Raw genomic sequence first — 13,986 nt, forward strand, 5'->3', positions numbered from 1 at the left:
ACCCGCCCCTTTTCGTCTGATGGCCGCCAACGTCGTACTGGTGGAGGCGCGACCGCGTAGCGCCGGTGACGGGGCGGCCGTACTGGTTCGCCTGGCCGGGTGCGGCGGGTCATATCCCTATTTCTATGACAATGCGCATTGGAGGGCCGGCATTGCCGGATTGCCGCGCACCATTGCGTCACTTGATTTCGATGGTGAGCAGCTGGGCGGCGGTGGCGTGCCCCAGGCTATGGAACTTGGCTGGTCGCCGGCAACTCGTGCAGCGCTGGCCGAGATCGCCGCGCTTTACTGGGCGGATGCCCCCATCACGGTGCGGATCGGTCCGGAGGGCGAAGCGCTGCCCCCGATCGCGGCATCCGGCCTTGTCCTGGACGATGCGGTCGAAGGCGGTAGTTTGCGCATCGCGCTGTCGGACGCGGCGGCCGAGCTGAAGAAGCCGCTGCTGGCCGATCGCTTCCTGGGCACGGGCGGGATCGAAGGCCCGGTCGAGCTTGAGAATATCATCAAGTCGCGCAGCTGGGGCCGGTGTTTCAATGTGCCGGGGCAGCTCATCGAGCGCGCGAACAACATCTGGTGTTTCGGTGATCCGCGTCGCGCCTGGCAGCGGTTCGTCCAGGTGCGTGACCGGGGCGTGGCGGCGACGGAAGTTCTGTTGCTCGCGTGGCAGGGTACGCCCGAGGCCACCTTCGCGGCGCTGAAGGGCGCGGCTGCACCCGAGGGCGGGTGTGTGGTCTGCCCCTCGATCGCTTGCGTGAAGTGGTGGTCCGAGCCCGCCGGTGACCTGAAGGCCGACATTGAGGGCGAGACGGCGGGCGGTTATGTCGAGACCTCCCCGGAGATCGTGGCGCGTCTGGTGGCGGTCCGCTCCGCGATCCCGATCGCGGCCGGCGCGGTAGCGGAGGCCCGCGCCTGGCGTCCTGCACCTTATGGCTGGCGCGTCGATAACGAGTCGACCACCGCCGCCGACGCGATCAGCGAGGTTCTGAGCGACGTGTCGCTTTCCTGGCTGCTGATCGGTGGCGCGATCCGTTTCCGGCGCTGGGAATGGACGGCATCGACGCGGGTGGCGCGTAGCCATCGGGTGTCGAGGCGCTCGACGGTGAAACCGGTTGCCACACGCAAGCTGGGCTATCGGCGCAATTGGTCGCCGATGGCGCGTGGTGACCTGGCGGCGATCGTGCTGGCCACGGACGTTGCCTATGAGGATGGCACGCCCGTCGAGGCGTTGAAGCCTGCCCAGCCCGGCGCGGACAAGACCGCCGACCATCCCGAGGCATATGAGAAGTGGACGGGTCGCAAGGCGGTCGATGTGGTCGCCGACCTCAATCTGAATATCATCAACGTCGCCAAAGAAATGATGGTGAACGGCACCTGGCGCGCCAACACGGACGACATCATCTTCGTCGATGGCAAGCCTGTCCGTCAGGTGGTCGAGCAGTTGGGTGTGACAAATGAAGATCACACTCTGTTCATCACGAAATTGCAGGAGGTGGACAGCAGCACGGGCACGGCCAAGTTCGTGAATGCGGCCAACGCGGACGGCCATATCGTCGGCATGACGGCAATCGCCGGGGGCGAGATCAACCAGCTTAGCTTCGTTGCTGAACGCTTCCTGTTCGTGGACAATGGCGGGGGCAATGCCATCGTCGCCATGTCCTATGACACGACGGACAAGACCTGGCGGCTAGGTGCGATCGAAGCGACCCGCGTCAAGGCTGACACGATCGTCACCAAGCACCTGGTCACGTCCTCGATCAGCCAGACGCGAGTGGCCCCGGTCAGCGGCAATATCTCGATCGCCCGCAACGCCAGCGCCACCATCGTGAGCGTGCCGATGACCAAGCAGGAGCCGGACAGCGTCATGAAGGTGACGTTCTTCGGCATGTTCGAGTCCGACGACGATATCCAGATGACGTGCACGGTCGAGGTGGACGGCACCACGACCTATCCCGGTGGGATCATTAACAACGTGTACGACGGCGCGCAGAGTAAAGCGAAATCGTCACTTACGCCGTTCGTCTACATCCCGGACCTACCGGCGGGCGATCACACCTTTGTGTTCAAGGTGGTCAATCAGGAAGTCGATAACATCGCGCTGATCGTCAAGATGGGGTCGGCCATGGAAGTCCTCGAACTGAAAAGGCCGCTTCTCTGATGGCTGACCAGACGCTCAACCCCCAGAACGTCGCGGACTTCATCGCCGTGTGGCAGGCATGGGGCGCAAGCGTTGACCAGTTCAACGCATGGATGATGGGCACCGCGACCGGTGGGCCGAACGGGGACGGTCGTTACCCGCTGACCAACCGGAGCAACGAGACGGCACTGGTCATGTGCCCGGCCAAGATCGCGACGCTCGTGCCGACCGGACAGCCCTTCGACTGGCTGTTCGATTGCTACGGCGCTCGTGAGATGGTCCGGGTCGCCACCGGCCTGTCGGCGCTGCGCGCGCCGCGCGTCCTGATCCTGTCGGACATTCGCGCGTTCGTGGACGTGGCCGACATGTCGCCATCACAGTCCTATGGGATCAGGATGAACGTCCGGGTGGGCGGCGTGTCGATCCTGTCCGCACCGCTGCGCATCCTGCCCGGCCAGCTATCGAGCAAGGCGGACGGCGCGCCGCAACCGGTCATCGCGACGCCGCGCATCCCCGACGACGCGCTGGTCAGCATTGATGTCGAGGCGGAGGGCTCGGGCGCGCGCGGCCTGAAGGTCTATCTGAAGGGGAATTACGAATGATCCTCCAGAGCCGAAAGCCGCGCGTCATCCTGCGGGCGGATTTCCTGACCGGCGACTATCAGGCGAACAACGCCGCGTTCGCGTCCGCCATGGCGATGAAGGAGTTCGAGATCGCGGGGCCGGGCGGCGTGTCGGCGGCATCGTCCGGCGCACTGTATATCGCCCCGGTCGGGCAACCCCGGATCGTCCCCGGCCTCGGTTTCCTGCGCGAGCCTGCGGCGAAGAACCTGCTGTTCATGCGCAACGCCGCGCCGGTGTCGACCGAGGGGTGGACGCTGCTCAACAGCCGACCCAGCGGCGCGTCGGCCGCCCTTGTCGATGATACCGACAGCCTGCGATTTGCCCGCACGCCAGACGGCAGCGAGTACATCTTCGCGGCGCTGCTGGATGCCGGCGTCATGAACGGCAAGGTGGTCGAGTTCTACAATCCAAGCACGACGACCGACTTTGCCATTCCGTTCTTCAGCGCCGGGGCGGGCGCGCGGGTGGCATCGAGCGTCTATGTCAAGTCCATCACCGGGGCCTGCTATCTGACCGTCACGGGCGGCGGGGGATCGACGGCCGACTATTTCGGCGGCCAGTGGGCGCGGATCGGCCGCGTGCACACCGCGACCACCACCGGCGGGCAGGGCCGCCTTGTGGTGCGGCCGGGCGGCCGGGTCCGCGTCATCCTGGCGCAAGTCGAGATGGAGGTGATCACCAGCCCGATCGTCACGGTCGGCCAGCCGGTCGCGCGCGGTGGCGACATATTGGAGGTGCGCGGGCGCAACCTGTTCGATCGACCGCATACGATCGTCATCGAGGCGGAGATCGAGCAGCAGAACAATATCGAGCGCACGTTCATGCAGCTCGGCAATCCGAACGGCGAGGTCATGACGGTGGCGCGCACCACCGACCATGCGCTGACCGGCACGCAGTGGAACAGCCATAAGCGGCCCTGCCTTCCCCGGCTCTACGGACCCGGCAAGGTCCGCCTGGCCCACCGGATCGGCACGCGGGGCCAGACGATCGCGGCGGCCGGGCTGTGTGCCCATGCGCCGTTCCTGGAGCCGCCCGCCCGACTGGACCGGCTGGCGGTCGGCGCGCGGCTGGACGGCACCTTGCCGATGTCGGGATGGGTGCGCTCGATCGAGATCGTCGAAGAGGTCGGCGACGATGACCTTGAGGCGCTGACCGCCGACCGGAACGATGCCTTCCTGGCCGAGACGCGGCGTTATGTCAGCCCGACCGGCGACGACAGCAAGGACGGGCGGACGCCGGCGACCGCGTGGAAGACGCTCGCCAAGGCGGCGGACGGCACGCAGTTCTGGCCGGGGACGCACTTCTTTCTCGAACGCGGCGGCTCCTGGAACGAGACGCTCCTGCCCGGCAACCGCTGCACGTACCGCGCATACGGCTCCGGGGCCGCACCCAGGGTCGGCATCGGCCAGCTCTTCGCGCTCGATGAGAACAGCGCCAGCGACTTCCGCGTCATGGGGCTGCATCTGACCGGCGCTCGGCAGCGCGGCGTCAACAGCTATGGCGGCTACGGCATCATGCTGGTGGACTGCGAGGTGTCGGGCAACGGCTCGCGTACCGATGACAATTCGATCGGGATCGCGATACGCGGCAACACCCGCAAGGCCGAGGCGGCGCTGGGCGCGGTCCCGCCGTCCGTCACAATGCAGGCCTATGCGACCACCGAAGCGGGGCTGACCGGCATCTTCCGGGTGGAATGCACGACAGGCGGCAGCGGATCGGCGACCCGGTGGCGGGTGCGGCGACCCGATGGCTCCCTGGTCACGGGCACGGCCAGCGGCGGGGTCGCATTCTCGGGCGGTGGCGTGTCCTTCACCCTGACCGGCACGGCGTCGGTCGGCGACGTGGTGGAGATCCGCAACAAGCCGTTCAGCGAGATCGCGCTGCCCACGACCGCTGTGGCCGAAGACGTGTGGATCGAGCGCTGCTACGTCCACGACAATATCGGCAAGGCGGCGGGCGATGCCGTCTACATCGAGGGCATTGGCGGCCTGGTCGCCGTCATTGGCTGCGACATTCCGCCGCCCGAGGGCGTCCAGGCCGACTGTATCCAGATCGGCCGGAACAGCGCACTCTACGTCTCCAACCCTGCCCATGCGATCGTGCGGGGCAACCGCGTCGCGGCCTTCACGGGTGGCGGCAAGGGCGCGATCGTGGTGCGGTCGGAAACCTGCCTGATCGAAGGCAACCGGGTCCGGGGGCATAACTTCTGCATCGCCGTCATGGCGCGGGGCGTCATCCGCTGGAATTATTGCGAGAACGCCGATCTCTACAATTATTCCTGGGGGATCGGGCCCGGCGAGGACAATGATGTCGTCGGCCAGGAGATTTACGAGAACGTCATCGTCGGTTGTCGGCGTGGCCTGTCCTTCTCGGGCAACGGCGGTTCGACCATGACCCTGGGCGGGCGCATCCCGCGCCTGCAATACCGATCCGGCATCGCCGCCTGGTCCAATGACATCCGCAATGCCGATGCGGGCGTTTTCATCGATCGGCCGACCGGCGGGCGCATTCAGTTCAACACCGCGCAGAACGTGAAGACGCTGCTCGATCGCCGGACCCAGGCGCTGCCGCCGGGGCAAACCGAATTGCGCACGACGCTGGCCTTCGTGGCAGCCGCCGCATGAGTGTCGATCCCCTCTTCGCGCAATGGCTGCAAGCCCAGGCCGATTACGTCGTGGTGTCGGACGCCGCCGGTCTGGCGAGGTGGGCTGCGACGGCCGTTACCGCCTCGCGCACGACATCGATCGCGACGAAAGAAGCCGCACAGGCGGAAGCGGCGCGCCAGCTCGCGTTCTTCTCACGTGGGCCGTTCGCCATCGACGTACACGAGTTTGCCTCGACCGATTGGCTGGAGACGATCGGGCTGGTCGTGACGATCAGCAATGACGACCTTGGCTATGCTGACGGCATCGACGTGTTCGTCCTGGGGGTCGAGAGCGATGCCCAGACCGGGATCAGCGCGGTAACTGTTCTGCGCCCTCTGAAGGGTGTCTCATGAGCCGCTTAGTCATCGTCCAACCGCTTCTGGTTAGCGCCGCCGCCTCGACGCGTGGGACGGGTGCGGAAAACCTTCGCTCCGCCAATCCCAAAGAGGTCTGGATGGGCGATGCGACTGGGGGCGATGTGTCGATCATCATCGACCTGGGCGTAGGCGCTACGATCGACACGATCTGCCTCGGCTATATCCGGGGGAGCGTGGCGGGCACCACATGGTCGATCACCGGCGGTCTGGTTTCGGCGGACCAGGTGGCGATCCAGGCCGCCACGTCTCTGCGCGTGCCGGACGCGGCCGACAGCTTCGAGCCGGTCAGCCACGGGCTTTGGTCGGGTGCAGCACTGACGATCCGCTATCTGAAGATCACGTTGAGCCACCCCGGTCCCAACCGCCTTAGCGCAGGCGTCCTGGTGGTCGGCAAGGCCTTCCGCCCCGTGCTCGGACAGGATTGGGGTGGTGGTCGCCAGCCGATCGACACGGGAACCGCGACTCCGCTGCCAGATGGTGGGTTCGCCACGGTCGAAGGCGTGATCAAGAGCGGTTTCAGTTGCACGTTGAGCGACCTTTCAGAGGCCGAGACCCTGCAACTGGAGCGGATCGCCAAGGCGTTGGGCACAGTCCGCCCCGGTCTCTTGATCGAGGACGACACCCGGTCGGCCGGGCTGATCACTCGCATGCATTACGGCCTGTTCGGCAAATGGAAGCCGTTCGAGCGCCGCAACCGTGCCCAGACGCGCTGGGACATCTCAATCGAGCAATGGGTGTGACTATGATGATGTCGAAAAGACTGTTGTGCGCGGTTGTCGCTTTGGCGGCTGTTGCCGCGCCAGCGATCGCGCAGGTCAAGCGCGCGGGCGAGGTGGTCAACTCGCCGGCCGTGGTGGCCCTGACGTTGCCGAACGGTACCTACATCACGCCAGGCGCATTGGTCCAAATCGACCAAAGGGGCGATATCGTCGTGCAGCGTGAGGCGTTCCAGCTGGTCAACGCGAACACGTCCAGCGCGCCCGTCACCATCTACGGGGGCGACTATATCCTGTCACAGCTCTGCGGTTCTTACGGCACGCTACGGCTGGAAGTGCGCGGCGCAGACGGGCTGACCTGGTTGCCGCTGGTGACCAAGACCGCGTCTGACGCCGGTTCGGGCACGGGTGTCGCGCTGGGCTCGTACGCCGTCGTTCGCGTGACGGTCAGCGGTACGGCAGGCTGCTATGCCAGCTTGTCGCGGGTGCCCGCATAATGGTGCGCTTCCTCGATCGCATCGGCTTGGGCGGCGGACAGGTGCCGGGGTTCGTGCCGCCGTCATGGGTGCCGACGCCGGTGACCGATGCCGCCCGCTATATGTTCTGGGCGACCCGCGCGCGGTTCCCATCCGGCACGCTGGTGACGGCCGCGACGGGCACGAACTATGTCATGACCCGGATCGTGCTGGCCTCGACCGTCCACGCCGTCACCAATCCGCGCTTCCACTTTTCCGGCTTCGCCTCGACTGAGGGCGGTAGCAGCCCGCAGGAAACCGTGCTGCCCGGCAACGCCACGGTTATCGATGGCGTGTGGATCAGCGTGAACGGCGCGGCCCCGGTGCCGCTGACCTTCGGCGGGCAGTCGGGCGTCTCGATCGCCAGCGGCAACATCGGGGCCTGGACCGACGAGCCGACCATCACGATCCCGCCCGAGGCCAGTGTGGCGATCTATACGCTCTACCATACCGCGTCCGGCGAGAAGCAGATTCCGGTCTATCGCATCCAGACCGCACGCGGCGAACGGGTCTGGGGCGCGGCGGATGCCACGACGCTGACGCCGATGCTCAATGCGCCGACGACGGCATCGACCGCGTCGCTCGATACCGGCTTCGGCCAGTCCATGCCGGCCTATTACGGCCCGGACATGACGGTCGCACGCGGCTGGGACGGTCGCCCGGTGGCGCTGGGCATCGTGGACAGCATCGGCGAGGCGCGGCAGGAATATGCTGCGGAGGCCGACGCGCGGGGCAATCTGGGCTGGCTTCGCCGTTGGCTCGACAAGGACGATCAGGCGTACCGGCGGGTGCCCTTCATGATGATGGGTATGCCGGGGGCCGGGTCGGCGCGGGAACTGGGCACCAACGCGACGCTTCGCTGGCAGGTGCTCGACCAAGCGGCGGCCTTCAACGCCGGTTCGGCGCTGCCCTTCACTATCGCGCTCAACCAGCTCGGCCAGAACGACGCCAATTCGAACTACTCGACCATGCAGGGCAACTGGACCGGCTTTGTCGATCGGTTCAAGCAGCGCTACGCGAGCATCAAGATGGTGGCGACCGGCGTGCTGCCTCGCACCACCTCGACCAACGGCTGGACCAGCCGCGACGGACAGACGGCATCCCAGTACAACGAGTGGGCCTCGACCACGAACGGCTGGGGCAACGGCTTCAAGTGGCAACTGGAAGCCTTCAAGGAAGCGGGCGGCGGTGGTCGACTTGCCGCTTACATCGATACCAAGCCCTATTGGTATGATGCGGCGGCTCCGGGGACGTGGCCCATCGTGGCGGATACCTACACGCTGACCTCCCAGGCGGGGACGGACGGCACCGCCACCTATACGACGATCCAGACGGCGACCGCTCCGCGTATCGGGGACGTGCTTGTAGGGGGTGGTTCATCGCTGACGGTGCAGGCGGTCACGGGTGACGGCCCCTACACGGTGACGACATCCGCCCGCGCCACGGTCATCCCGATCGGAACCGCCATGCGCCCCCAGGCCAGTGCCGAGGGGACCCATCCTTTGCCGTCAGCGGTGCAGGCGATCGTCGCCGCCATTCCCCAGACACAGAAGGCGCTGCTGGCGGCATGACGCAGGATGCGACGGCAGGGATTATCAGAATTGAAATGCTCTAGGTTGTCTTGTCAAAGACTCCAGAAGCTCTTGTCCCGCTTCAGGGTGGGGGCGTGGGGTTGGTTGGGGGTGCAGGGGGAAGGAAGGGGAGAGGGGGAGGGGGCGGTAATGTCACGGTCATTGGCCGTGACTGTCGCGTGACTGTCGCGTGACATGTCACGCTCGCGCTCCCGTTGCTTCCGCTTCCGATCCCGCGCAGCGGCGCGCGGCGCATCGGCGGCGACCTGGGCGCGCTCGATTGCCTCCACGGCAATGGCGATTGCCTCAGGCGTCGCGCCAGCAGCGGCCATGTCACGGATGAGCGCCGCAAGACTCACGCGCGGGCTTTCCGCTGTTCGGCTGCATAGTCGCGCGCCGCGGACCATACGTGCGGCGGAACCTGTGCATTGAACCGGCCCTTCAACTGCCGGATTTGCCCGTCGACCAGTTCCATTGTGGCAATGCGGCGTTCGTCCTGCCGGATCGACACGATATGGCAGAAGCCGCCCAGAACGCTGCTCACATAGGAACTGACGCAGTGATGCATGCTGACGCCCTCCGCATGGATCGCGAGCGGCGTCCGGAGAGCGATGAACTCAAGGTCGCTGATGACGGCATGATTAGGATGATTGCCGAGGTCGATGACTTGGTCGGCCATGATGCCGAACTTCGTCTTGGCGTCGCCAGCGGACATGCGGTCGTGCCAGTCTTCCGCCGCCGCGACGGCGCGCGGCCATTCCCAGCACGGATTGATTTTGACGTCACCGCGCAGGTGGAAATCCGCCACTTCATCGACGGCGGCGGGGCGGATGCCGTGCTTGGCAATTTGGACGATAGCCCACGGCGGGCAGGGAAATACGCCCTGGTTGCGCCACCGCGCGCGGTACCGCCAAGCGCCGATCGCGCTCAGCCAGATCCGCTGCTTCGCCACGCTCGACGGGATAATCTGGCTGATCGTTGATGGGTTGAGCGCTGCGATGTCGCGGATTGCGGCTTCGTCATCGAGGCAAAGTGCCTTCGCCTTCAATTTGCGCAGCACCGTCGGAAGGCCGTACGCTGCCATGACATCGCGCAGCTTGGCACCATCCCGACACAGCCCGCCGAGCTTATGAGCGGCATAGGCGCGGTTGCGCTGCCCGCCGTTGAGCTTGCCGCCTCCTGCGAGCACGGCGAGCGCAAGGACTGGGGCCTGCTCCAGATAATCGACTGCTCGCTCATGAACGCCCGCGGCGAACTTCGCGGCGTCTTTCATCCCTTGCTGTTTGAACAGCCAGGCCGCGCGAACGACAGCAGCCTGATATTGCTCAGGGCTGTCGATCTGAGGAATCTGGTCTGAGATGACGATCATCCGTGTGACACCTGCTGATCGGCGAGCGAGCGCCGCAGTTCTTCGACCTTGGGACGCGCCAGTTCGAACCGACGCGTCTCCAAGCGGGGGGAGGTGGGCCGCTGCATCCGACGTTCCGCCAACGACGCGTCGAGGGCGGCGCGCAGCGGGGCGAGGCGGTCAACGGCAGCGGGGCGGAAGATGGAGAGCAGCGACCCAAGCATCAGATCATCCCGAGCGCTTGCATGTAGGTCTCGAGGATCGCTTCCTCCTCTTGGTATTCCTCCCGCTTCTTTTTGCGGATCTTGATGATCTCGCGGATGGCCTTGGGCTCGTACCCGCGCGCCTTGGCCTCGGCGAAAACATCCTTGATGTCCTCGCTGATGCCCTTCTTCTCTTCCTCCAGGCGCTCGGCGCGCTCGATCGGGAGGCGAAGCTCGTCGGCGGTGACGTTGCCGGTGGTCTCATCGTGATCTGCCATGGTTGTTCTCCTGTCAGAGGCTGGCGCTGGCGACGCCGCCAAGGGTGAAATCAGGTGCGGGCTTGCGCAGCGGACGCACGGTGATGATGGCGGCCCCTGCGGCCACGCGGGCCAGCTTTTCCTCGAAGGACAGAGGCGGGCGGGGCGGCTTGCGTACCGGCACAGGCATCGTGCCCTGCGGCTCGCGACGGCGGGCACGCTGGGGTTGCGATTGAAGGAAGTCCGTGCGGGCCTGCTTGATCGCGTTGAAGCTGGGCACATCGCCCGATACGCTCCGCTGCATCAGTGCCAGGACGGTCCCCGGTGTGTGCTCCTGCACGAGCGTCTGCATCAGCGCCCAGGAGCTATCGCTGCACCCGCGTCCCATCAGCGCGGCTTCCGCCGACCGTCACGGCAATAGCCGCAGCGTAGACCCTTGTGATCGCGGACCAGCCGATCGAAGTGATCGCCGCACTGGTCGCATTCACCAGCCTGGCCGACCGGGATGGGCTGGCGCGCAGCGGCGATGTGACGGGCCGTCTCGGCAGCGGCGAGGTCGTTCGCCATGTCGATATGGTCGGCCATTACGCCGCCACCTTGAACAGCGGGAGCACAGCCCGGCCCGGATCGCTGATCGGCAGGAAGCGATAGGCCTGCCCGCTGGAGACGATCACCGCCGCCGCAGGCTGCACCATCGCAAGACGCAATTCTTCGGTCGCGAAAGCAGCGCCAGCCGCTCCCGCGTCGTCATTGGCAATCGTCATTGTCGTCACTCCAAGCCGCGTTCAGCGGCGTTCAATTCCTCGTGTCAGGCCACCTCACGCGGTCGCCGGATGGCGGAACAGCGCTCCAGCCACCGACCCGTCACCGCATGCAATTCGCGAATGATCTTCTCGCCGCCGAGATATTCCTGCGGGACGATCGTCCGGCCGCCAGGCCCCTCGGGGTGCTCGGCTTCCTGGATCATCACCATGACGCGGGCGATGAGCAGGCTCATGTCGTCCACGTCACAGGTCGCGTCCTGGTCGACGAGGCGCTTTCCGCGCGCCGCCAGCCAGTCGTCGAGAATGGTCGGCTCGGCGGCGAGGGCTCGGTCCAGCGTCTCAAGCGACGGCATCGACCCGGCCAGCTGCTTGTCCAGCGCCTGGGCGCTGCATTCGATCGCGTCAGCAAAGGCACCCTTGCCCATGCGGTCGATTGCCCGCGCCCAGCCGCGCATGATCTTCGCGTGCAACCGGGGTTTGGAAATCTGTTCCGATTTCGCAACGACAGTTGGGCCGGTCATCGGGCAACTCCAGCGGTATGAACAGGGATAGCCTCTCCACCGCACCGCACGCCGTCCGCATCGCGATCGCTCGCGCGCTGGTCGACCAACTCACCGGCGGCGCAGGGAAGCGACGCGCCGCCGGTGGGGTCACAGCTGCCAGCAGTAGGGAGTACGGGGGCAGCCGTAAGGGAGAGGAAGTGAATGTCGGCGCAGGCCATGTCAGCACCCTCCAGCCGGAGCACTGGACGCGCTCCGGCCTTCGGCTATCGTGCGGTTGTCGAGACCTACACGGAGACGAAAATATATGGACGACGCATTCGAGACAAAGGCCGAATTGCTCATGTTGCGCCACGTCACAGAAGCGATGTGGGCTAACTTCCTCGCAAACAGCGGCGGCGATACGATCGCCACAACCAAGCGCGTGGCCGAAGAGTCACTGCAATCCGTCGAAGGAATGTACGCCCGAACGGACAATCCATCAGAGAATTTGCACGCGATCATTCAGCGGCTCCTTCATCACGAGGAGAGTTTCTGGAAATCGGTGCTATTCCAAGTCGAGGTTCGCGCTGGAGTTCGCCCTCCATATGTGCCGGGCTCACCGGAATAGCACCGAAGACATCGAGGCGATCCGTCGATCGACGTTCATCGACGATCTGGCGGATGCGCTCTTCCTGCGCCGCCGTGAACGGCTGCTCGGGGTGGCAGGCCATTATGCTGCTACCTGCTCAGAGGGCGCCGCCGCCGTGGAGGCCAAAAGCGCGTCGATATCGACCTTCAGTCGCTTTGCACGGGAGGCCAGCCGCAGATGATGCAAACGGCTAGTTGGGATGCCGTTCTTCCGCCAGCTATGGACGGTCGAAACCGGCGCTTCCACCAGGCGGGCCACGGCGGTCGTACCTCCGAAGGCGTCGATCACTCTGCTTGCGGGCGTTTCCATGACCAGCAACATCCGATAATCGGAACATTAAAGCAAGCGAAAACTTCCGATAATAGTAATTGCGATTATCGGAATGGGGGTCTTTATGGTCCTATGGACGTGCAGGACATCAAACGGCTCATGCGGGAGCGCGGCTACAAGCAGGTGGATCTTGCCAATCTGCTCGACGTCATGCCGAATAAAATCTCGAAGTCGTTCTCCGGTGAACGCCGGTTCACCGTCGAGGAGATGGACAAGATTCGTGACTGGCTCGGTGCCGCACCGGTGGCGACAGGCGAAGGCGTCCGTATGCTTCCAATCATCGGGCAGGTGGCCGCAGGTCACTGGTCGGAGGCTATCAAGACGACGGCGAACAGAATGCCAGCGCCTGACCCCTCCCTTCATTCGGATGCGTTCGTGCTGGAAGTACAGGGCGATTCGATGGACAAGCTTGTCGAAGACGGGGGCGTTGTAGTCGTGGACCCTAGTGATAAAGCGCTATTCCCCGGTCGCTTTTATGTAATCCAGGACTCGTCAGGTGATGCGACGTTCAAGCAGTTTGCGGACGCGCCCGCGCGACTGGTCCCCTGCTCGAACAACCCGGCGCATAAGGACATCACGATCGGCAGCGGGGAGGGCTTTACGGTGATCGGCCGGGTGGTTTGGCGCGCGGCGCGCATGTGAATTTGCGCTCCATTCGTCAAAGTCCATCCAGACGCTGTCTGTTTCGAAGCCGCCGGGTACGGTGACGAAAAACCATCCCCACTCATCGTAGGAGCCAAGGCCGAGGCTGATTAAATCCTCACGCGCTTGCCTCAGCGAATCACGCCAGATGCCAACCGGCTGGCCGAACGATGTAGCCCGATAATACCTGACCAACTTTCTCCCGGACATGGACTCGCTCTCGTTTTGTCGTCATAAAGCTGGAACATAAAGAGAACGCCATCAAGAGTGATTTTTGTATATTCCGAAAATCGCATCTTTGTTCTTGACGATATAATCCGAATATCGGAATATGCCCTCACCGCTGATCGCCGCCTGATGCGAGCGAAGCGGTCGAGGAGATCGCTATGTCCTGCATCGCGGGCATTCCCCAGCATAGGAACGATGACCGTCGGCAGCTGACGCTTTCGGCGCTGCGGGCCCGGTATCAGTCGCTGCCGGTCTCGAAGCAGGTCGACATGCTGCAGCAGATGGCGCGCGGCTGATGCGCCGGTCGTCCATTTTGCCGAGATCAGCGTTTCAGCGTCGCAAGCCGCCTCGTGCTGGCCGCCCGGCGTGGAAATGCTGCGAAGAATTTAAGCGCTGGCTCCGCGGCTTACCGTGCGCTTGTCAGGGTAAGAATCCGTGCTGCTCGGGCCCCATTCAGGCCGCGCACGTCGATCACGCGGGAAAGGGGACCACAGACGCCAAG

18 protein-coding genes are annotated in these 13,986 nt (G+C 64.9%); 10 read left to right on the forward strand and 8 right to left on the reverse strand.

Going from position 1 to position 13,986, the window contains the following annotated elements:
• Positions 1 to 19: 19 nt before the first annotated feature.
• The 7 genes from ACWPWT_RS16055 to ACWPWT_RS16085 are packed head-to-tail and all read left to right on the forward strand — an operon-like array spanning position 20 to position 8,581.
• Positions 20 to 2,155 carry a hypothetical protein gene (locus ACWPWT_RS16055; protein WP_454280531.1) on the forward strand — a complete coding sequence of 712 codons (2,136 nt, stop codon included), beginning with the start codon at positions 20 to 22 and terminating at the stop codon, positions 2,153 to 2,155.
• Positions 2,155 to 2,736: a hypothetical protein gene (locus ACWPWT_RS16060; protein ID WP_454280532.1), complete on the forward strand. Its 582-nt coding sequence runs from the start codon at positions 2,155 to 2,157 to the stop codon at positions 2,734 to 2,736. Before ACWPWT_RS16055 ends, ACWPWT_RS16060 begins: the two co-directional genes overlap by 1 nt.
• The gene (locus ACWPWT_RS16065) at positions 2,733 to 5,381 is read left to right on the forward strand and encodes a hypothetical protein (protein ID WP_454280533.1); all 2,649 of its coding nucleotides are present in this window, start codon (positions 2,733 to 2,735) and stop codon (positions 5,379 to 5,381) included. The genes ACWPWT_RS16060 and ACWPWT_RS16065 overlap by 4 nt, the downstream gene beginning before the upstream one ends.
• Positions 5,378 to 5,755 (forward strand): hypothetical protein, encoded by a 378-nt coding sequence (locus tag ACWPWT_RS16070; protein WP_454279940.1) that lies wholly within the window; start codon positions 5,378 to 5,380, stop codon positions 5,753 to 5,755. The genes ACWPWT_RS16065 and ACWPWT_RS16070 overlap by 4 nt, the downstream gene beginning before the upstream one ends.
• On the forward strand, positions 5,752 to 6,519 hold the full coding sequence (locus ACWPWT_RS16075) for a hypothetical protein (protein WP_454280534.1): 768 nt from the start codon (positions 5,752 to 5,754) through the stop codon (positions 6,517 to 6,519). Before ACWPWT_RS16070 ends, ACWPWT_RS16075 begins: the two co-directional genes overlap by 4 nt.
• 2 nt (positions 6,520 to 6,521) lie before the next feature.
• Complete coding sequence (locus tag ACWPWT_RS16080) at positions 6,522 to 6,992, forward strand: hypothetical protein (protein ID WP_454280535.1); 471 nt, start codon at positions 6,522 to 6,524, stop codon at positions 6,990 to 6,992.
• Complete coding sequence (locus ACWPWT_RS16085) at positions 6,992 to 8,581, forward strand: SGNH/GDSL hydrolase family protein (protein ID WP_454280536.1); 1,590 nt, start codon at positions 6,992 to 6,994, stop codon at positions 8,579 to 8,581. Before ACWPWT_RS16080 ends, ACWPWT_RS16085 begins: the two co-directional genes overlap by 1 nt.
• 355 nt (positions 8,582 to 8,936) lie before the next feature.
• Here ACWPWT_RS16085 and ACWPWT_RS16090 read toward each other — a convergent pair whose 3' ends face one another.
• Genes ACWPWT_RS16090 through ACWPWT_RS16120 form a run of 7 tightly spaced genes read right to left on the reverse strand, consistent with a single transcriptional unit; the run spans position 8,937 to position 11,674 of the window.
• Positions 8,937 to 9,950 carry a PcfJ domain-containing protein gene (locus ACWPWT_RS16090; RefSeq protein ID WP_454280537.1) on the reverse strand — a complete coding sequence of 338 codons (1,014 nt, stop codon included), beginning with the start codon at positions 9,948 to 9,950 and terminating at the stop codon, positions 8,937 to 8,939.
• The gene (locus ACWPWT_RS16095) at positions 9,947 to 10,153 is read right to left on the reverse strand and encodes a hypothetical protein (RefSeq protein ID WP_454280538.1); all 207 of its coding nucleotides are present in this window, start codon (positions 10,151 to 10,153) and stop codon (positions 9,947 to 9,949) included. The genes ACWPWT_RS16090 and ACWPWT_RS16095 overlap by 4 nt, the downstream gene beginning before the upstream one ends.
• Positions 10,153 to 10,410, reverse strand: coding sequence for a DUF2312 domain-containing protein (locus ACWPWT_RS16100; protein ID WP_454280539.1), 258 nt, complete (start codon positions 10,408 to 10,410; stop codon positions 10,153 to 10,155). Before ACWPWT_RS16100 ends, ACWPWT_RS16095 begins: the two co-directional genes overlap by 1 nt.
• A 13-nt stretch (positions 10,411 to 10,423) precedes the next feature.
• Positions 10,424 to 10,741, reverse strand: a complete 318-nt coding sequence (locus ACWPWT_RS16105) for a hypothetical protein (protein WP_454280540.1) — start codon at positions 10,739 to 10,741, stop codon at positions 10,424 to 10,426.
• Positions 10,742 to 10,776: 35 nt separating this feature from the next.
• Positions 10,777 to 10,974, reverse strand: a complete 198-nt coding sequence (locus tag ACWPWT_RS16110; protein WP_397567759.1) for a conjugal transfer protein TraR — start codon at positions 10,972 to 10,974, stop codon at positions 10,777 to 10,779.
• Positions 10,974 to 11,153 (reverse strand): hypothetical protein, encoded by a 180-nt coding sequence (locus ACWPWT_RS16115; RefSeq protein WP_454280541.1) that lies wholly within the window; start codon positions 11,151 to 11,153, stop codon positions 10,974 to 10,976. The genes ACWPWT_RS16110 and ACWPWT_RS16115 overlap by 1 nt, the downstream gene beginning before the upstream one ends.
• Positions 11,154 to 11,197: 44 nt before the next feature.
• Entirely contained in the window at positions 11,198 to 11,674 is a 477-nt protein-coding gene (locus ACWPWT_RS16120; RefSeq protein ID WP_454280542.1) for a hypothetical protein, read from the reverse strand.
• Positions 11,675 to 11,960: 286 nt separating this feature from the next.
• On the opposite strand from ACWPWT_RS16120, the gene ACWPWT_RS16125 reads away from it, so the two are divergent.
• Complete coding sequence (locus tag ACWPWT_RS16125) at positions 11,961 to 12,263, forward strand: hypothetical protein (protein WP_397567756.1); 303 nt, start codon at positions 11,961 to 11,963, stop codon at positions 12,261 to 12,263.
• 102 nt (positions 12,264 to 12,365) lie between these two features.
• On the opposite strand, the gene ACWPWT_RS16130 is transcribed toward ACWPWT_RS16125, so the two are convergent.
• A complete protein-coding gene (locus ACWPWT_RS16130; protein WP_454280543.1) occupies positions 12,366 to 12,605 on the reverse strand; it encodes a carph-isopro domain-containing protein in 240 nt (79 codons plus the stop codon).
• An 81-nt stretch (positions 12,606 to 12,686) separates the two neighbouring features.
• On the opposite strand from ACWPWT_RS16130, the gene ACWPWT_RS16135 reads away from it, so the two are divergent.
• Together ACWPWT_RS16135 and ACWPWT_RS16140 are read left to right on the forward strand one after the other, a co-directional pair.
• On the forward strand, positions 12,687 to 13,256 hold the full coding sequence (locus ACWPWT_RS16135) for a LexA family protein (RefSeq protein ID WP_454280544.1): 570 nt from the start codon (positions 12,687 to 12,689) through the stop codon (positions 13,254 to 13,256).
• 386 nt (positions 13,257 to 13,642) lie between these two features.
• On the forward strand, positions 13,643 to 13,780 hold the full coding sequence (locus ACWPWT_RS16140; RefSeq protein WP_454280545.1) for a hypothetical protein: 138 nt from the start codon (positions 13,643 to 13,645) through the stop codon (positions 13,778 to 13,780).
• The last annotated feature ends 206 nt before the right edge of the window (positions 13,781 to 13,986 follow it).

The organism is Sphingomonas sp. Marseille-Q8236, from assembly GCF_965112005.1.